The 20,323-nt window shown below is 44.4% G+C and carries 15 protein-coding genes; all 15 read left to right on the top strand.

The window, feature by feature from the left end:
• Positions 1 to 122: 122 nt before the first annotated feature.
• The 15 genes from SOW26_RS09470 to SOW26_RS09540 all read left to right on the top strand — a co-directional run bounded on the left by SOW26_RS09470 (position 123) and on the right by SOW26_RS09540 (position 20,152).
• Positions 123 to 3,620 carry an N-acetylmuramoyl-L-alanine amidase gene (locus SOW26_RS09470; protein ID WP_320652304.1) on the top strand — a complete coding sequence of 1,166 codons (3,498 nt, stop codon included), beginning with the start codon at positions 123 to 125 and terminating at the stop codon, positions 3,618 to 3,620.
• 361 nt (positions 3,621 to 3,981) lie between these two features.
• Positions 3,982 to 5,019, top strand: coding sequence for an acyltransferase family protein (locus SOW26_RS09475; RefSeq protein ID WP_276959529.1), 1,038 nt, complete (start codon positions 3,982 to 3,984; stop codon positions 5,017 to 5,019).
• On the top strand, positions 5,016 to 6,254 hold the full coding sequence (locus SOW26_RS09480; protein WP_320652299.1) for a lipopolysaccharide biosynthesis protein: 1,239 nt from the start codon (positions 5,016 to 5,018) through the stop codon (positions 6,252 to 6,254). The genes SOW26_RS09475 and SOW26_RS09480 overlap by 4 nt, the downstream gene beginning before the upstream one ends.
• A gap of 27 nt (positions 6,255 to 6,281) precedes the next feature.
• Positions 6,282 to 7,160, top strand: a complete 879-nt coding sequence (locus SOW26_RS09485; protein WP_276959533.1) for a LicD family protein — start codon at positions 6,282 to 6,284, stop codon at positions 7,158 to 7,160.
• Entirely contained in the window at positions 7,150 to 7,947 is a 798-nt protein-coding gene (locus tag SOW26_RS09490; RefSeq protein ID WP_320652300.1) for a glycosyltransferase family 2 protein, read from the top strand. Before SOW26_RS09485 ends, SOW26_RS09490 begins: the two co-directional genes overlap by 11 nt.
• Positions 7,948 to 7,964: 17 nt before the next feature.
• A complete protein-coding gene (locus tag SOW26_RS09495) occupies positions 7,965 to 8,657 on the top strand; it encodes a glycosyltransferase family 2 protein (protein WP_276959535.1) in 693 nt (230 codons plus the stop codon).
• An 11-nt stretch (positions 8,658 to 8,668) separates the two neighbouring features.
• The gene (locus SOW26_RS09500; protein ID WP_320652301.1) at positions 8,669 to 9,025 is read left to right on the top strand and encodes a DUF2304 domain-containing protein; all 357 of its coding nucleotides are present in this window, start codon (positions 8,669 to 8,671) and stop codon (positions 9,023 to 9,025) included.
• Between the two features lie 84 nt (positions 9,026 to 9,109).
• Positions 9,110 to 10,519 (top strand): DUF2142 domain-containing protein, encoded by a 1,410-nt coding sequence (locus SOW26_RS09505; RefSeq protein ID WP_276959872.1) that lies wholly within the window; start codon positions 9,110 to 9,112, stop codon positions 10,517 to 10,519.
• Positions 10,520 to 10,541: 22 nt separating this feature from the next.
• Positions 10,542 to 12,275, top strand: coding sequence for a glycosyltransferase family 2 protein (locus tag SOW26_RS09510; protein WP_276959873.1), 1,734 nt, complete (start codon positions 10,542 to 10,544; stop codon positions 12,273 to 12,275).
• A 10-nt stretch (positions 12,276 to 12,285) separates the two neighbouring features.
• Complete coding sequence (locus SOW26_RS09515) at positions 12,286 to 14,526, top strand: glycosyltransferase (RefSeq protein ID WP_276959874.1); 2,241 nt, start codon at positions 12,286 to 12,288, stop codon at positions 14,524 to 14,526.
• 115 nt (positions 14,527 to 14,641) lie between these two features.
• Complete coding sequence (locus tag SOW26_RS09520; protein WP_276959875.1) at positions 14,642 to 16,363, top strand: glycosyltransferase family 2 protein; 1,722 nt, start codon at positions 14,642 to 14,644, stop codon at positions 16,361 to 16,363.
• Positions 16,364 to 16,394: 31 nt separating this feature from the next.
• Positions 16,395 to 17,930, top strand: a complete 1,536-nt coding sequence (locus SOW26_RS09525) for a glycosyltransferase family 4 protein (protein WP_276959876.1) — start codon at positions 16,395 to 16,397, stop codon at positions 17,928 to 17,930.
• 77 nt (positions 17,931 to 18,007) lie between these two features.
• Positions 18,008 to 18,784, top strand: a complete 777-nt coding sequence (locus tag SOW26_RS09530) for an ABC transporter permease (RefSeq protein ID WP_276959877.1) — start codon at positions 18,008 to 18,010, stop codon at positions 18,782 to 18,784.
• A gap of 10 nt (positions 18,785 to 18,794) precedes the next feature.
• Positions 18,795 to 19,529 carry an ABC transporter ATP-binding protein gene (locus SOW26_RS09535; RefSeq protein ID WP_276959878.1) on the top strand — a complete coding sequence of 245 codons (735 nt, stop codon included), beginning with the start codon at positions 18,795 to 18,797 and terminating at the stop codon, positions 19,527 to 19,529.
• A 14-nt stretch (positions 19,530 to 19,543) separates the two neighbouring features.
• A complete protein-coding gene (locus SOW26_RS09540; protein WP_276959879.1) occupies positions 19,544 to 20,152 on the top strand; it encodes a hypothetical protein in 609 nt (202 codons plus the stop codon).
• Positions 20,153 to 20,323 lie beyond the last annotated feature (171 nt).

Below are 20,323 nucleotides of genomic sequence, written 5' to 3' on the forward strand. Positions count from 1 at the left end.
GAAAAGGGAGAAGCTGCTTTTGGTAAAGGGACTGAAAGCAAGAGGGAGAGCTATAAACCATCAGGGATTTTTACGGGAAAGGGGTGTAGGATGTTCGTTGGGAGAGAACATCCGTGAAAAGTATGAAACGAGACAGAAGAAGGATGAAGGCGTTGACAGGGATTCTGTTAATGCTGGCGATTGTATTTTCCGCATTCGGGCAGCACCGTGTACTGGCGGAGGAGCGACCGGAAGAAAGTATATCGGGCGGAATGATGGAAGAAAGGGCATTTGAGTATCTTTTAGTGGAAAAACCCTATCTGACTACGCCCGACACACAGCGGATCGTGCTTTCTTTGAAAGACGGAATGACGGCAGAGAGCGCAGTTCTTTTTTATAAGAATCAGGAAACGGGAGAGACAGGAGAGATAGCTGCATCCCGCATCGAAGGGGAGGCGGCGCTTTTTGAGAAAGAGTATGCGGACGAGAAGGAAAGTGGAGTTTATTCTCTGACAGGAGCAAAGATTATAAGTCAGGGAAAAGAGACGGAGTTTTCTCTCAAGGAGGAGGACGTACAAGGAAAATATGGCGTCAATCGACAGGTAGAAACGAAGCCGGACGCTTACATAGAGCAGGATGGAGAAATTCAGACGGCAGAGAAGGCGGAAAAATCTTCCGAACAACCGCTGGAAACCGGAATGACAGAATTATCGCTTACCATGCAGGATGCCAACGGAGAAATGATCAGTGATAGTGTGGCAGGAAAAAGTGTGGAGGAAGTTTCTGCTAAGATAGCGACTTCACTTCCTGCTCCGGCTCCACCGGAAAATTTAGGAAAGACGACGGTGATCGTGCTGGATCCGGGACATGGAGGCGGAGACCCGGGAGCAGCTTATTTTGGCGAAACGGAAAAAGATCTGGCATTAAAGATCGCACGTTATTGCAAGGCGGCGTTGGAACGGAATCAGGGAGTCAAAGTTTACCTGACCAGAGACAGTGACAGATGGGTAGGCGAAGGCGTAACAAGAGCCAGAGATGATCTGGAGCCAAGGATCGCTTTTGCAAAAAGTGTAAATGCTGATATTTTTGTCAGCCTTCATTTGAATGCCACAGGAACTGGTGCAGGAAAAGGAGCAGAGATCTACTATCCGGCAGCTTACTATAATTCTGATGCAGGGACAGTCGGAAAAGAATTGGCACAAAGTATTCAGAAAGAATTGGTGGCGTTGGGACTGTATAACCGTGGCATCAAAGCTGGTGACATCTATTATGTGATAAGAGAAGGAGCGCAGGCGGGAATCCCAAGTATATTGATCGAGCATGCGTTTCTGGATAATGAAGGAGATTATGAAAAGTTTTTAAACTCTGATGACAAGCTGAAAAAGCTGGGAGAGGCGGACGCAAAAGGAATTGCAAGCTGTTTGAATCTGGTAGGAGGAAAGAACGGCGGCGAGTGGATACAGGATTCCAATGGATGGTGGTACAAATATCGGGACGGATCATATCCGGTAAATCAGTGGCTTCAAATAAATGGTATCTGGTATTACTTTAATGGAAGGGGATATTGTCATACCGGTTGGTTGACTTACGGAAATAAGACATTTTATCTGCAAAGCAGCGGGGCAATGCAGACCGGCTGGCTGAATCTGGGAAAAGCCTGGTATTATTTCTCGGAAGAAGGAGAAATGGCGACCGGCTGGACAGAGGTACTGGGATTCTGGTATTATTTTCGGACAGCGAAAGACAGTTCTGGGAACAAGGGACAGATGTGTACCGGTCTGATTACGGAAAGAGGAAACAAATATTATCTGAATCCGACAAAGAACCAGTATGGATCCGAGGGGATTATGAGGACCGGATGGGTCTTGGAGGGCGGAAAATGGTACTTTTTCAATACAGGGATCGTGGCAGAGAAGTCGGTAGGAGCCGCTGCGACCGGTTGGCTGCTGCAGGATCAGATTTGGTATTATCTGAATAGCGATGGCACGATGAAGACTGGCTGGCTGGAAGTAAGTGGGAGTTGGTATTATTTGCTTTCAACGGGGCAGATGGTGACCGGCACCAGAACGATCGATGGAAAGACCCATGGATTTGATGCGCTGGGACGATGGACCGGAGAAAAGGAAGCGGTCAGATCGGGTTGGGTGTTTTCCGGAGACAAGTGGTATTACTATAGCGATCAAGGTGTCCTGCAGACCGGCTGGCTTTACGAAGGAGGCAGATGGTATTATCTGATGCCGACTGGAAGCAGAGGAGCAATGTGTACCGGTTGGCTGAACCTGGGGAAAGAATGGTATTATCTGAATCCGCAGACGGATCAGGCCGGACCCAAAGGAGCTATGTGCACCGGAATCATTACAGAAAGAGGCAACAAGTATTACCTGAATCCTAAAGCAGATCAGCGTGGATCGCAGGGAGCTATGATAACCGGCTGGGTCCAGGAGGAAGGGAAATGGTACTTCTTCAACACAGGAATCACAGCAGAAAAACCGGCAGGCGCTGCTGTGACCGGTTGGCTGTTACAAGATCAGATCTGGTATTATCTGAACAGTGACGGTACGATGAAGACCGGCTGGCTAGAAGCGGGCGGAAAAAAGTACTATCTGCTTCCGACGGGACAAATGGTAACCGGCACTAGAAATATTGACGGAAAAGTGCATGTTTTCAATGATCTGGGTCAGTGGATCAAAGAAGAAAAGCAGGAAGACGGTCAGACAAAGACCGGCTGGAAGAAGCAGGGAGACGACTGGTATTATTACAACATGCAGGGCGTCTTGCAGACAGGCTGGCTTTATGAAGGAAATGCATGGTACTACATGAACCCGGAAGGCAATACATATGGAAAAAAAGGATTGATGCGTACCGGCTGGGTTCTGGAAGGAAATGACTGGTATTTTATGAATCAGCAATCAGATGGATATGGTCCGATAGGCTCCATGCGTACCGGGTGGGTGCAGATAGCAGGAAATAAGTACTACATGAACCCACAGACAGATCTGAACGGACAAGCAGGCTCTATGCGCACCGGTTGGGTAAAAATAGGAGAACTGTGGCACTATTTTAATAAAGGAAAAGAGCCGGAAGGACTCCTGACATTTTCGGGACATACTATCATGGGACAGACAGGCGTGACGGTAGATCAGATGGTCAGAATGTATCAAAAAAGCGGGAAGAGTTATCCTTCGGAAGCACTGGCTCTCGGAAATGCTGGGACGATCCAGGAGTTTTGCCGGATTGTCTACGAAGAGGCAAAGGCAGAAGGAGTAAAAGCGGAAGTTGTATTTGCTCAGGCGATGAAAGAGACGGGATATCTTCAATTTGGAGGCGATGTGAAGATTCAGCAATTTAATTTTGCTGGACTTGGAGCAACCGGAAATGGAGTGCCGGGAGAGCAGTTTGCAGATGTTAGAACGGGGATCCGGGCACAGGTGCAGCACCTAAAAGCATATGCTTCGGTAGAGCCGTTAAAGAATGCCGTCGTAGACGGAAGGTTTCAGTATGTGTCTCCCAGAGGAAGTGCACCGTGTGTGGAAGCTCTCGGAATTCAGGATAATCCGGCTGGCAGGCTGGGATGGGCAATGGCCAAAGGATATGGATTCAGCCTCTATTCTAGCTATATAGAGCCAATATATGGTCTGTAAGATCCCCGGGAAGAAAAAAGAAGATTTTAGCAAGAAAAAGAAAGACGTGGGAGACCATAGAGAAATTAATAGAACATTCTGCAGAGAAATGCGGAAAAGGGAAGGAGCTGCGAGAAAAGAAAAACATCAGACTCGGCAGCTTCTTCTTTGTATATTTGAACTTGAAATGGTAAAACGAAAGTGGAAGAAGATAAAAAAATTCTGTAAAAAGGCGGAAAAAGAGAGCGGAGAAGGAAGAGAGCAAATTTGACAGATGAATCCATTTGTTTTAAAATGAACAAAGGAGTGTGCCTAAAAATTTCAATAAGTATTTCGCAGGATGCGAAGAACTTTGATCAAATAGAGGGAGAGGAAAGAAGGAATGAAATTATCGGAGTGTCCTACAAGAAGTAACAACCTGCAGCTTTTTCGTTTTGTTGCGTCCATACTGGTTATAGTTTCCCATTCTTTTGTGATTTCTACAGGAGATGCCAGCGGAGAATGGCTTTCCTGGATCACAAACCAACAGTTGTCCATGGGAGGCTTGGCAGTTGCAGTTTTTTTCTGTGCGGGAGGATACTTGATCGCCAGAAGTATGGATCGTATAAAAGATGGGAGAGAGTATTTTAAAATACGAGCTCTTCGTATTTTTCCGGCGTTGGCGATCGTCATCCTGCTATCGGCCTTTGTACTGGGACCATGTATGACGGAATACAGAGTGCAGGAATACTTTTCAGATATCGGAGTATACCGGTATCTCCTGAATGGAGTTTTGATCCTACAACATGAGCTTCCGGGAGTCTTTCAACATAATCCGTATTTGGCTACGGTAAACGGGTCCTTGTGGACATTACCGGTGGAATTTCTTTGCTACGTCGGCTGCTACGTAATGTGGAAGATAGGGTTTTTCGCAAAAAAAAGAGCAAAGTACAGCGTGCCTATCGTCGCGGTAGGACTGGCAGGAGTTGTAGCACTCGTAAAACACCTGGAATTATCCCTGGAGCTGACCTCTTTGGTTCGTCCAATGATCCTGTTCTACGTGGGCATCCTGTTTTACATATACAGAGAACACATTTTGCTCACCAAAAGAGGGGCGCTTTTATGCGCTGCCGGACTGATCCTTTTCAATCTGTTTAAGCTCACAAATGTAGGGATGGTGCTCTGTTTTCCGTACCTGTTGATGTATCTTTGTTTTGCTGTTTCACAGATTCCTGAAAAAATAGGGAAAAGCGGCAATATCTCCTATGGAGTATATTTGTGTGCGTTTCCAATTCAGCAGCTATTGGTGGTGCTTTTTGGAGGAAGGATGCACCCGGCGTACAATACGTTTCTTGCGGTCCCCTTGTCCATTCTCGGAGGATATCTTTTGTATCTGTTTGTGGAGGAACCGGTAACAAAACTGATAAGTAGGAAAAAATGAAAAAGAAGCAATTGTCCATTATCGAAAATTTAATTTGGAATTCAGCAGGGTCCTTCACCTATCTGATTTGTCAGTGGCTTTTAACCTGGATCATTGTTGTACATTCTAAGGATCTTGGAAATGCAGGGAACCTGGCTTTGGCAATTTCCATTACCAATATATTTTTCAACCTGGCGTGTTTTAACATTCGTCCCTATTTGGTTTCTGACCTGAAACAGTGCTACAGATCGGAGCAGTACAGTGCATTCAGGCTTTTTACCTGCCTGGCGTCGCTGATTTTATGTCTGATTTATACCTGTATGTTTGGGTACACGATGGATCAGATCATCTGCGTGATGTTGTACATGGTTTTCAAACTGGGAGAGGCCTGGGTGGATCTGCTTCACGGATTTGAGCAGAGAAAGATGCGAATGGATATTGGGGGAATTTCCCTGTTTATAAGGGGAATTCTTTCCGTACTCAGCTTTATGGCAGGGGTTCGCTTCAGCGGCAGTGTAAATACAGGAATCATATTTATGACAGTCTGTACCTGGAGCTTTATTTTTTTATATGATATGCCTCAGGCAAGAAAATTTGAGAAAATCGCTCCTGTTTTTACCAAAGAGACGATAAAGAAAATGCTGATAGAATTTTTGCCGTTGACGATCGGAGGTGTCCTGAGTTCTTTGGGGCCGAGTCTGCCCAGGCAGTTCCTGGAGGCGGAACAAGGAAGTAAGGTTTTGGGAATATACAGTACCGTTGCGACGCCGGCTGTATTTGTTCAGGTAGCGGCTACCTATGTGTTTAATCCGGTTTTGACAGAGTTCGCAAGCCTGTATCAAAGAGGAGAAAAACGCAGATTTTTGAAATTGCTTTTTAAGATCAGCTTTTTTCTTCTGGCGGTATCTGGGGCTTCTCTGGTGGGAGGGGCGGTACTGGGACAATGGGGACTTACCTTTTTGTATGGAAAGAGGATAGGAGCCCATGCGGACCTGTTTTTACCGGTAATTATATTTACCTGCTTAAATGCCATGAGCTGGTTTTTGTGGAGTATTCTGATCATATTCAGGGAGCTGAAGGCATTATTAGTGATTAATGTGATCGGTGTAATCATGTGTATTCTGATTATGTTTCCACTTATTTCCAAATATGGAATGCAGGGAGTAAATGATACGTTGATCCTGTATACCTGTGTATTGCTCGTTTTGATGGCAGTGTTGGTGGGGAGAGATATCAAATGTAAATTTGACAGATGATCAGTGATAGAAGATAAAGAGGGTTCAATGAAAAAATATGACGAAAAGGTGTTGAAAAAACTTCAGACAGTAGAGCTGGAAATGCTTCACGATTTTGTGAAGATCTGTGAAGAGAACCAATTGGCTTATTTCGGAATTGGCGGGACTGCGATAGGCGCGCTGCGTCACCAGGGGTTTATTCCCTGGGATGACGATATTGACCTGGCCTTTTTGCGAAAGGATTATGAACGATTCTGCGACATTATAGAGAAAGAACACGGGGACAAATATTATATTCTGCGTTACGAAACAAACAAGGCATATCCTTTGTTTACAGCCAGAATGTGTAGGAAAGGCACCGTATTTCAGGAGCATGCCATGAAAAACGTGGATTGCCCTTTCGGGATTTTTTTGGATCTGTATGCCTACGACCATGTACCGGACGGGAGCGCGGCTATGAAAAAACAGGCATGGCAGGCGTGGTTTTACAGTAAGCTTTTGATTTTGTGCAGCGTAGAGCAGCCTAATCTGGTGCAGCTAAGCGGAGTCAAAAAGAAGTTGGCACTGATGGCCTGTAAGGCAGCTTATCACGTAATAAAATTGCTTCGGATCTCTACAGACAAGGTGTACGAAAAAGGAAAGGCATGTTGTATAAAATATAATGAAACGGAAACGAAACGTCTGGCTTATCTGACAGAGGCAAAGCCCTATGGAAGTATGATTCAGAGAAAAGATCTCTTTCCCATGAAGCAGCTTCCCTTTGAGGATCTGCAGCTGAACTTTCCGGGGAATATGCATGAAATGATGACGGCGTATTACGGAGACTATATGCAGATGCCGCCGGAGGAAAAAAGATATAACCACTGTCCGTACAAACTGGAATTTGAGGACGAAAATCATGAGCGGGAGAATGGATATGAATCATAGAAAAGTACATACATTTGCGATCTGTGCGTATAAGGAAAGCAGCTTTCTGGAGGAGTGTATCCTTTCGCTAAAAAAGCAGACGGTAAGGTCAAAAATCATCATAGTCACCTCTACCCCCAATGATCTGATCAGAGAAATGGCAGAAAAATATGAGATTCCTTTGTATGTCAACCAGAATGGAGGAATCACACAGGATTGGAATTTTGCTTATCAGATGGCAGAGTCTGACTATGTAACGATCGCTCACCAGGATGACATTTATTCTTCCCACTATGCGGAAAGTGTGATTGCCCGCATGAAAAAATCAAAAGATCCCATTATCTGTTTCACAGATTATTATGAGGTAAGAAATGGGAAAAAGATCTGCTCCAACAGAAATCTCCGGATCAAACGAATGCTGCTTTTACCTTTGAGGCTTTCCCTGCTTCAAAGAAGGATAGGAGTACGCAGGCTGGTGCTGGCCTTTGGATGTCCTATCTGTTGTCCATCCGTTACCTTTTCCAAAAGAAAAATAACAAAAGAACCGTTTCAGGCAGGCTTTCGATCGGATGAGGATTGGGAGGCCTGGGAAAGGCTTTCATGGCTGAAGGGAGAATATATTTACATTCCCAGAATGCTGATGGGACATCGGATTCACAAAGAGTCGGAGACTACGAATATTTTGAAGGATCACGCAAGAAGTCAGGAGGATTACATCATGTTCCGTAAATTCTGGCCGGATCTGATTGCCAGGAAACTGACACAGTTATATGCGAGCAGTGAAAAATCCAATGATCTGGATGTATAGAAGGGAAGGAAACGGAAGTGAAAAAGCTGATTATCATACCGGCATACAATGAAGAAGAGAACATAGAAAAGACAGTTACCTCTATTCAAAGAGATGCAAAAGAATTTGATTATGTAGTGATCAATGATTGTTCTACGGACAGAACAAGAAAGATCTGTGAAGAGAAGGGGTATAATATCGTGAATCTGCCCATTAACCTGGGAATAGGCGGCGCAGTACAGACCGGTTACAAATATGCAAGAAGATATGACTATGACATGGCGGTGCAGGTAGACGGGGACGGACAGCATGATCCGGAATTTCTGAATGAAATGGCCGATTATATTGCAAACAACAAGGTAGATATGGTAATAGGATCCCGTTTTATTGAAAAGAGAGGATTCCAGTCTTCCTTGCCCAGAAGGATGGGAATCAAGTTCTTCTCCGTATTGATCAGGTTATTGACTGGCAGCACCATTACGGATCCGACCTCAGGCCTTAGAATGGTAGGGAGAAATGTGATCGAGATTTTTGCAAAAGACTATCCGAAGGATTATCCGGAGCCGGAAAGCGTGGTGGCAGTACTGGGAAAACGGCTGATTGTAAAAGAAATCCCGGTCATCATGCATGAAAGGGAGGGGGGAGTATCTTCCATTTCTCCCAAGAAATCTATTTACTACATGATCAAGGTAACACTGGCGATACTTATTGAAAAAATCAGAAAGCAATAGGAGAGAGGCAAATGAATATTAGAATTCAACTGATCGTAGGAATTGTTGTGGTTCTGGCTTTAGGTGTGATCATCAATATGATCCGGCAGAAGAAACTGGAGTTGAGGTATGCGCTTTCCTGGCTGGGAGTAGGGACAGCCATTCTGCTGCTGGACTGCTTTCCCCAGCTGATCACATGGATTTCTGCGAAGCTGGGAATAGCAAGCCCCATCAATATGCTGTTTTTCTTTGGATTTTGCTTTTCTCTGATGATCATTTTTGCATTGACCGTAGCTGTGTCGCGGATGTCTATCCGAGTGAAAGAACTGACCCAGGAACTGGCATTATTCCAAAAGAAAGCAGAGGAGAAAAAAGAGCGGCAGTCGTAAAAAATGAACAGATCTTCAGGGACTGCATTGCTGTGAGAGATAACAGACAGGTTTAAAACAGAGTTAAAGGACTGGGAGAAAAGAATGGAGAGAATATCGGTATCAAAAGTATATATTTTTTTGGCATGTATGTTTGGCTGCTTGTTTATTCTGCTGGTTCCGCCGTTTCAAACGCCGGACGAAGACAGCCATTTCAAAAGAGCCTATGTGATTTCTGAGGGAAAATTTTTCCCGGAAGTAGAGGATGGAAGAGCTGGATACTATTTTTCTAGAGAAATTTGTGAGTATATTGATAAAAACCAGAGCAATATAGGGAAACTGGATTCTAAGTATACATTTTCGGAGATCATTTCAAAGGAACAGCAGCCGGCAGTATACAATGACAAAGAGTTTGTACAGTTTGCTACGATGAACACTGTCTGGATCGGACACATTATTCCGGCATTTGGGATATGCGTAGGAAAATTGGTATCTGTGCTGGCCGGGAGGGAGCCGTCCGTACTGTTTTTGCTGTATTTTGCAAGGGCGGCAAATCTGTTGTTTTATGTGGCTTGTGTCTCACTCAGTATTCGGCTGACACCTATCTTAAAACGTACATTTTGCATGATCGGACTGATGCCTATGGCGCTTTACATCGCTTGCAGTCCGTCCTATGATACGTTGCTTCTGGGCGCTACTTTTGTGTTTTCAGCATTGACATTTCATTTGCTTTTGGATCCGGATGCAAAACTGAAGGGAAAGCATCTTTTGCTGTACAGTATCATAGCATTTATTTATGTGATTTTAAAAATCGTATACATTCCTTTGTTTGCCTTGCTTCTGTTTTTACCAAAAAAGCAGTATAAAAAATGGGAATTCCTGAAAAAAGTAGGGATTTTCATCGCTTTGTTTGTAGGAATCTACTTTTTGATGAAGCTGCCGACTTTTTTTATAGAAAGTGTCAGTGCGGGTACAAACCCACGAATGAGCGAGCAGATACAGTATGTTCTGAAACATCCAAAGGCATACCTGCATATTTTCTATACCACTGTGAAGCAGCTAAGAGGCTACTATGTGGCGTCTACCATAGGACTGTTTGGACTGGTAGACACCAGGATGCCGGATATTTTTATTTATGCCTATCTGTTTTTTGCCATTCTTTTTGGGGCAGTGGAAGTAAACGAAAAAGAAGGGCTGCCTGTTAAATGGTATCATCAGGTAGTTGTACTTTTCGCGGTGATGGCGGGAGTGTTCGGAATCTATCTGGCGATGTACCTCTTTTGGACTTCAGTGGCTCCGGGAGGAGGTGTGGGGGTTCCCTGGATTGACGGCGTACAGGGAAGATATTTTATACCGTTTATCCCGATGCTGTATCTTGTATTTTACAACAGACATATTTCCAGGATGCTGGGAAAGAGGAAAATAGGTCAGGCAGTTTCTGATTACGGGTATATGGTATCTGCCGTCATGCTGACGATTTCAGAAGTAATCGTGCTGTTGCGGTTTTGGGTATGATATTAGGAAAGGGTCAAATATAATGGGATTAAAAACAAAACTGGCAAAGCTTAAAAAAGGAGGGATTATCCTGCGGCGTCACGGTGTCTATTCTCTTACAAAGTGGATGGAAAACAAAAGGTTTCACAGGAGAATGGACCCGGGCGTTATCAAGGAAAGTCATCTGACCTCACAACAGGAGTTGGAAAGTCAGCGTCGGTACAGGTTTGAAGACGGAGTGAAGTTCAGCATTATCACACCACTTTACAATACACCAAAAGAGTTTCTGGAGGAGTTGATCGTTTCTTTGAAGGAGCAGACCTATGGAAACTGGGAATTGTGTCTGGCTGATGGGAGCGATCATCAACATACTTATGTGGGAGAGATGTGCAGACGGTATGCGGCGGAGGATGCCAGAATCAGATATCAGGTGTTGGATCAAAACCGGGGGATTTCGGAAAATACCAACGAGTGTATTAGGATGGCAACCGGAGAATACTATGGCCTCCTGGATCACGATGATCTGCTACATCCGTCGGCGTTGTATCATGTTATGAAGGCCATCAGTGAGGACGGTGCGGATTTTCTCTATACAGATGAAGTGAAATTTTCCGGAAAAGTAGAAGACATAGACAATCCCCTGGCATTCAACCTGAAGCCAGGGTTTGGAGTGGATGATTTAAGATCCCATAATTACATTTGCCACTTTACCGTTTTTCATCGAAGACTTTTGGATGGAGAAAAAGAGCTTTACCGGAAAGAATTTGATGGAAGCCAGGATCATGATATGGTGCTGAGAATGACAGAAAAGGCACAGAAAATCACGCATATTCCCAGAGTGCTTTATTACTGGAGAGTGCATGAACAGTCGGTGTCTATGGATCTGGGGACCAAACCCTACGCTGTAAAGGCCGGGATAGATGCCGTAAAGGATCAGTTGATCCGCCAAAAAGAAGAAGGTAGTGTGGCCAGCAGTGCACCGTTTCAGACACTTTACAGGGTGGAATATGCACAGCAGGAAAATCCGTTAGTGTCTATTTTGGTGCATGGAGCTATGTCGGATGCCGGGTTGGAATTGGCAGTCAGACGGCTGGCAGGGGAGACATGTTATCGCCCTTTGGAAATCGTATATGTATCTGAGAAAGAGATTGAGCTGGGGGAAGAGGTCCGGGGAGTCCGGATCAAAGAAAAACACGAGAAAGAAGCAGAGCGTTTCAATCATATGGCGGAAAAGGCCCAGGGAGAATACCTGGTTCTGCTGGAGGCTGCTTGCAGACCGTCCGATGGAAACTGGATAAAAGAATTGTTGATGCATGCCCAGCGAAAACAGGTGGCGGCGGTCAGTCCTAAAATATACTTCTCGGACGGCAGGATCTGTTATGCAGGAATTGTTTTGGATGAAAGCAAAGAAGAAGGGATCCGGTACCTTTGTTCCCATGATGTGCGGGGAGATATTGGTTATGAGGCGATGCTTTGCCATGTGCGGAACACATCGGCCTCAACAAAGTTGTGTATGATGGTCAAAAAACAGATCTGGCAGGAGTTGAACGGGTTTGATACGGCTATGAGCGGCTATGAGGCTATCGATTTCAGTCTCCGCGCTTTGCAAGCCGGAAAGAGGAACATATGGACAGCATACGCAGAATTGACGCTGGAAGGAGATCGGATCACGCAGAGGACTCTGTTGCAGGCAGAGAAATTTAAGGGAAGATGGAAAGAGGCGATTCAAAAGGAGAATTATTGCCATCCATTATGGGAAACACTGCACATCGTATAAGGAGGAAGATATGGAAAAACTAGGTTCATTGTGGAATAAAACCAGAAAAGCCTTTTCAGAGGAAGGGGTGTCAGGGGTTGCCAGGAAAACGGTAAGCTACATCCAGACAGCCATCACAACAAAAGGGAGGATGGCGCCTGCTTATGAGGGGAAGATCTACAAAGATGTGCTGTTTATCAATGGATGTGACTACAATGCGCTTCCACATCCGCCGAGGTACAGAGTCAAGCATCAGATAGAACAGCTGAGGGCAAATAATCTGGATTGTGACGAGGTTTTTCACATGAGCCTGGATCTGGATCTGGTAAGAAATTACAGGGCGTTTATTATTTTCAGATGCCCATATACCGAGCATTTGGGCGAATTTATCCGTCTGGCAAAAAGTCTGCATAAGACGGTGATCTACGATATTGATGATCTGGTTATCGACACAAAATATACAGATACTGTAAAATATCTGGATACACTAAGCAAGGAAGATAGGGAGGGATATGACCAGGGTGTGAATAATATGCAAAAAGTCCTTCGGATGTGCGATGCAGCGATCACGACGACGAAACGCCTTGCAAATGAGTTGGGGCACTATGTGCCGGATGTTTACATTAACAGGAATACGGCTTCCGAGAAGATGTTTGAATTGTCGGAAACGGCTTATAAGGAGAGAAAAAGGAAAGCTGCGCAAAAGAGGGATTCTGTCCGGCTGGGGTACTTCAGCGGCAGTATTACACATAACGATGACTTCGTTTTGATTCAACCGTCTGTTGTAAAACTGATGAAGAAATATAAGCAGGTAGAACTGCACATTGTAGGAATCCTGGATATTCCGAAGGAAATGGAGGAATTTAAAGAACGGGTAATTGCACATCCGTTTGTGAACTGGGAAAAGCTGCCTGAACTGATCGCATCCATAGATATTAATCTGGCTCCGTTGGAGGCAGGAATCTTTAATGAGGCTAAGTCTGAAAATAAATGGGTGGAAGCCGCTCTTGTGAGAGTCCCTACGGTTGCCAGTAATGTAGGCGCATTTGCAGAAGTGATCCAGAATGAAAAGACGGGGATGCTCTGCGACACACGAGAAGAGTGGGACGCAGCGCTGGAACTTTTGGTTACAGACGCCAAAATGCGTAGAAGGATCGCGCGAAATGCATACGACTACTGCAAGGAACACTGTTTGACGCTCTACACAGGATTCCGATTTGCAAATTACATCCGCAGAAAGTTTCATCCAAACGTTGCTTTTGTTTTGCCGGCGCTGAATATCAGCGGGGGGATCATGGTGGCTCTGGAGCATTGTAAAGTCCTGTATGAAGCTGGATATGATGTGGTCCTTATCAACGATGATATCGACAGCAGTAAGTGGTGCAAATTTCAGGATATCAGATTTCCGGTACTGCCGAGCCGGGAGTATGTTTTTACCGGACGTTTCGATAAAGCGGTCGCCACCATGTGGTCTACCGTTGAATTTTTGGATCATTACACAAATATAGGGGAAAGATACTATCTGGTTCAGGGATTTGAACCTGAATTTTACGAACCGAACCACCCGCTCAGGATCTCGGCTAACCGACAGTATTCTCCTATTATGCCCATTCAGTTTCTGACCATTTCTAAATGGTGTGAAAAATGGCTGAAAGAAAAATATGACAGAATCCCCCGCTATCTGCCAAACGGGCTTCATGCAGAAAACTACAAGCCCACAAGGCGCAGATATGATGGGAAGATCAGGATCCTGGTAGAAGGAGACTGCGGGGTTCATTATAAGAATGTGGATGAGAGCTTTAAAATCACAAATCAGTTGGATGAGGAGCAATTTGAAATCTGGTATATGTCTTATAACGCAGAACCAAAAAAATGGTACAGAGTGGATAAATTTCTTCATAAAGTACCTTTTGCAGAGGTGTCCAAAGTTTATCAGGCGTGCCATATCCTTTTGAAAACCAGCTTTTTAGAAAGCTTTTCTTATCCGCCACTGGAAATGATGGCAACAGGTGGCTGTGTTGTTGCCGTTCTGAATGACGGAAACAAAGAGTATCTGAAGGATGGAGAAAACTGCCTGGTTTATCCCCGTGGAAACATTCAAAAAGGGGTGGAAGCCATCTACAAGATCTGTCAGGATAAGGAATTAAGAGAAAAATTTTATGAAAACGGGATCAAAACAGCAGCATCCCGTGACTGGAATGCTTTGGGAGAAAGGATTCTGGAATTTTATGACTGCAGAAACCTTTGCAGGGAGGAAAAAGAGGAGAACTGAAAAGAGCAGAGCGATAAAACAGTACAAAAGGCAGAAAGATTTATTTTCCAAGAAAAGGAGGGGAGAAAAAATCTCCCCTTGCAGGGAAAAGGATGGCAGGTGTGAGGAAGATAAAATGTTGCGAAACAAACTGAGTAGAGCCAAAATGTTGGTAGATCAGAAAGGACTGCTAAGTACGGCAGCGCATTACATAAGAAAAAAAATCGGGCAAAAGGCTTTTCTGGAAGAAGTAAGAACATATCATATATACCCGGCGGAAACCCTGAAGCGACAGAGGGAAACAGTGTTCCGGAATCCTCCGTATATCAGCATTGTAACCCCTCTATATAACACGCCACGGGAGTTTCTGGAGGAATTGCTGATATCCGTACAGAGGCAGACTTACAGCAACTGGGAATTATGTCTGGCAGATGGCAGTGATGATGCGCATAAGTACGTGGAAGAATGCTGTGAGGCCTATGCAAGGAAAGATAGCAGGATCCGCTACAAAAGGCTGCCAGGCAACGGAGGGATTGTGGAAAATACGAACCGGTGTCTGGAACTTTGCAGAGGGGATTATATCGGTTTATTGGATCATGATGATTTGCTGCATCCGGCAGCACTTTTTGAGGTGGCAGAAGAGCTTCAACAGGGAGCAGATTTTGTTTACACTGATGAAATGAAATTTAAGACGATCCCTGAGGATTCGACAGATATTGTATGTAAGGCGGGCTTTGGAAAGGATGAACTGCGTTCTCACAACTATATCTGTCATTTTGTTGTATTCCGAAAAAAACTTTTGGAGGGAATGGAACAGCTGTATAGAAGGGAGTGTGAAGGAAGTCAGGACTACGATATGGTATTGCGGCTGACGGAGAAGGCCTCCCGGATCGTACATATCCCCAGGATTCTCTATTACTGGAGAGTACACCAGGGGTCAGTATCCATGGATCTGTCAGTGAAGGAATACGCAGTGGATGCTGCAAAGAGGGCTATTTCCGATCAGCTTTCCAGAATGAGGGAGCCGGGAATGATCACGTCGAATCTGCCATATCAGACAATTTACAGAATCCGGTATGAGAGAAAGGATCAGCCTCTGGTCAGCCTCGTTTTATGGGGAGAATGCCGCAATAGACAGACGAAACAGTCGTTGGAACGTATTTTGGAACGAACGGATTACAGACCATTGGAGGTGGTGGCGGCGTTTGAATTTGAAAAGGCTCGGGGCATAGAAGAACAGACCGGTTTTGTTTATGTAAAAAAGGAAGAACAGGAGGACAGATACACCTGGTTTAACCGGGCAGCTTCCTGTTCCAGGGGAGAGTATCTTGTATATATGCACCTCTCCTGTATTCCAGAAACATCCGACTGGGTAGAAGAACTTCTCATGTTTGCGCAGAGAAAGGACGTGTGCATGGTCAGCCCGCGGATCGCAGATAAAAAGAAACGGATCTATTTTGCAGGTGCGGTTCTGGATGGAGAGAAAGAAGGATGGGTCCATGCTTTGAATCGGGGGCTTTTAAAAGGAGAAGAAGGATACGGAGCAAATTTAAAACATGTAAAAAACATAACAAGCTGTTCTTCTGTGTGCATGATGATATCCAGGGAAAAACTGTTGAAAATGTCGGGGTTTCGATCGGAGACAGGGGACTATGGAGATGTGGATATGTGTCTGCGGGGCAGAAAACAGGGAGATTGGAATATATGGACCTGCTTCGCTGGTATCACCTATCAGGGAGAAGGATCGGTCTACGCACAGTGGAAGGATCCGGGCGAGTTTGAGATACTATGGAAAGAAAGATTGACGGAAGAAGATGAGTATTATCATCCCTTTCTGAAGAGATTGAAACGACTGTAGGGAAGAGGTTAGGAGAAGACTGAGGAAGAGTATGATAAAAAAAGCCTATAATGCTCTGAAAACGGAAGGGTTAGGAGCGTTTGTACGGAAGTCAGGGCGCTATTTTAAGAGAAAGTGGCTGAAAAACAGAAAAGATAGAGCGGTTTATAAAGACATTCTTTTTATAGGGAACTATCAAAAAGCCGTTTCGGATCTGTGGCAATGTGAAATTGCCCGTCAAAAAAGGAAGCTGGAGACCTGTTGGTATTTTGTCGATGAAACAGACTATCGTGAGCTGAAGGTGGAGCAGGCGGGATGGTATCGGGCATTTGTTGTTTTTGGATGTCCGGATACAGATCAGATGCAGGAATTTGTCAAAACGGTGAAAGAGCTGAACAAGACAGTGTTCTATGTCGGCGATGAAGGGATGGAAGAGAAAGATTTCCGCAAAAAAGATGTGAGGGTTATCCCGGCAGGACATCTGACAGAGAGCCTGAAAAGAGAAATTAAAGGAAATTATGTCTTTGTATTACCGGGACTTCAGATCAGCGGAGGAGTAAAGGTGGTACTCAAGCATGCGTCTATCCTTCGGAAAGCAGGAAAAGAAGTGGTGATTTTTGTATTAAGCGGAAGTCATGGCTGGTGCCGGTTCGACGGCATAAAAATTCCTGTGATCAATTTGGAAAATGCCTGTATTGCGGGAAAAATCGGACACATGATCGCAACGATGTGGACTACGGTAAAAACGGTGGAAGACTATCCTTATGCAGAAAAAAAATACTATCTTGTCCAAAATCTGGAAACAGATTTTTATAAGGAAGGGGATCCGCTGAGAGGAAAAGCGGACAGGTCTTACACACCGGAAGGAGATATCCGATTTTTGACAATATCAAAGTGGTGTCAGTCCTGGTTGAAGGAAAAATACGGCCAGGATGCACTTTATGCACCGAATGGCCTGGAAGTGGGAAATTTTGTTTGCCGGAAAAGAAAGATGGAGGGAAAGATTCGAATCCTGATTGAAGGGGATTGTGCCGTAGACTACAAAAATGTAGACGAAGCCTTTGAAGTTACAAATAGTCTGGACAAAGCGATTTATGAAGTCTGGTATATGTCCTATAATGCACAGCCAAAGCAATGGTACCAGGTGGATCGGTTCTGCCATCGAATCCCTTATGATCAGGTTCCGGAAATCTATGGAGAGTGCGATATTCTTTTGAAGACCAGCCTGTTGGAAAGCTTTTCTTATCCTCCTCTGGAAATGATGGCTTCCGGAGGGTATGTGGTAGCGATACCAAATGACGGAAACAGGGAGTATCTGGAAGATGGAAAGAATTGTCTTTTCTATTCTCCGGGAGACCTTGAGGGTGCCAGAGGGGCGATTGAGAAGATCAGAACCAGAAAGGAACTGCAAGATAATTTGTATGAAAATGGGCGTATAACAGCGCAGAAGCGAAACTGGCATATCATAGAAGAGAAAATTCTGCTTTTATACGACATAGAGGAAGAGAAAAAGGCGAGAAATACCATTGACAGGACAGAAGCGATGGAAACGGCTGACAAAGAAGACACCAGCGTAAGAGAGGTCTGACTTGTCTAATCAGGAAACAGGTGGTATACTGTACTGGATTTATTTCAGGACACATTAAGAAGGTTGGAGGGACGGCTGTGTCGGCTTATATACAAAATTTCAAAAAATTTCGCCCATTGTTATGGGAATTAATCGCAAGAGATATTAAGATCAAATATCGCAGATCGGTACTGGGAGTACTTTGGACGCTGCTGAATCCGTTGTTTATGATGATCGTGCTGTCCGTTGTGTTTTCGAATCTGTTCAAGTTCGATGTGGAATATTTTCCTGTCTACCTGCTGAGTGGGCAATTGATTTTTAACTTTTATTCAGAGTCTACTACCAATTCCATGTCGGCCATTCTGAGTAACGGTCCATTGATCCGAAAGATTTATGTGCCCAAATATTTGTTTGTGATTTCCAGGATATTTTCCAGCACCATTAATCTGCTTTCATCGTTTACGGCATTGATTTGCGTAATGCTGGCAACCAGGGTGGATCTGCATTATACGGTGCTTCTGGCTCCTATTCCACTGTTTTTTATTGTGGTCTTTTCATTGGGAGTGGGATTGATCTTATCTGCCGTCACAGTGAAATTCAGGGACATTATGCATTTGTATTCCGTTTTTGTTACAGCGCTGATGTATCTGACACCGGTTATTTATCCACTGTCTATTCTGCCCAGGTGGCTGTATCCCATTGTGATGTTAAATCCCATTACAAATATTTTGCAGATGTTGCGCGGTGTCATGTTGTACAATACGATACCGAGCATAAGTTCCATGCTGATCGCCGCAGCAGAATGCGGGATTATGTTGGCGTTGGGTCTGTACGTGTTTTATAAAAACCAGGATGAATTTATATTAAATGTATAGGAGAGAAAAGATGGAGAATCAGGAAATTGTTTGCGTGGATCATGTGTCTATGAAATTCAGTCTGGCATCGGAACGGGTGGACAGTTTTAAGGAATATGTGATCAAAACCATCAAAAGACAGTTGTCTTATGATGAGTTTTGGGCGCTGAAAGACGTCAGTTTCAGCGTGAACAAAGGAGATGCAGTCGGCCTGGTGGGATTAAATGGAAGTGGAAAGAGTACAATGCTGAAAGTGATCGCAGGAGTGCTGAAACCCACGAAGGGCAGTGTCAAAGTAAACGGAGTTGTGGCGCCTTTGATCGAACTGGGGGCAGGATTCGATATGGATCTGACTGCGGCGGAAAACGTATTTCTGAATGGAGCTCTGTTGGGATATTCTCGCCAGGAAATGGAGAAATGTTATGATGATATCGTAAACTTTTCCGAACTCCATGATTTCATGAATACGCCGGTTAAAAATTTTTCGTCCGGTATGGTTTCCCGTCTGGGGTTTTCTATTGCGACGATTGGGACGCCGGATATTTTGATCGTGGACGAAGTGTTGTCTGTGGGAGATTTTCATTTCCAGATAAAATGTCAGAACCGTATTAAAGAAATGCTTAATCGGGGGACAACATTGCTGTTTGTTTCGCACAGCATTGAACAGGTGGAGGCCTTGTGTAATAAGATCGTATGGTTGGAAAAAGGTAATTTGAAAATGTTCGGGGAAGCAAAAGGTATTGCAGAAATCTATAGTGCTTCATAAGCAGAGGGAGTAAGATGAAAGCAAAGATAAAGGTGATTGTCATAGGAATAATAATGATAGGTCTGGCGGGAATGTATTCCGTTATAGATAAGAATGTATCTATTTACGATACGTCTTGTGACACAGGGCAGTTTCAATGGGTGTTTCTGGAAGAAAATAAAGAAGTGGCTCAGAGGTTTGTGTCCAAAGAAAAAGAACTGGATGCCATTGCCTTTAAGGTGGCGGCGGACGACAATATGGATCGGGGAAAAATCATTCTTTCTTACCAGCTGACAGACCACTTATCCGGAGATCCGGTAGCGAAAGGAGAGGTCAACCTGACGGGTCTGAAGGTTGGGAAGTTCTTTAAGATCCGCTTTCCCAAGGTGGAGAACTGTAAAGGAAAAGAATATGAATTTCGTATGTTTCTCAAGCAACGGGGAGAGGACGGAAATGTGAGGGTATTTTATACCCTCGGGAGTTCAGAGAAGGCAGAGTTTTCATATGACAATACTAAGATTGACGGAATAGGAGTGTTCAGGACGGTAACACACCGGTTTGATCTGGAAACATTTGTGATCACCCTTGGCTTCCTTGTGTATATTGTAGTATTTATGCGATGGCTGTACAGACTGTTCAAGTAGGGGCAGGATGCCGGTCTTTTATGAAGGAGCGGCGGGGGAGACAACTGGAAAAATAGAGAAGCCGTTGCGGAAATAATTATAGAAACAGACATGAAAAAGGTGGAATGTTTTCCATCTTTTTTTTATAATAGAAAACAGGAATGAGAAAGAATCACTGGAATGTGGAAGACG

Source organism: Suipraeoptans intestinalis, from assembly GCF_034091795.1.
GTDB classification, from domain to species: Bacteria; Bacillota; Clostridia; order Lachnospirales; family Lachnospiraceae; genus Suipraeoptans; species Suipraeoptans intestinalis.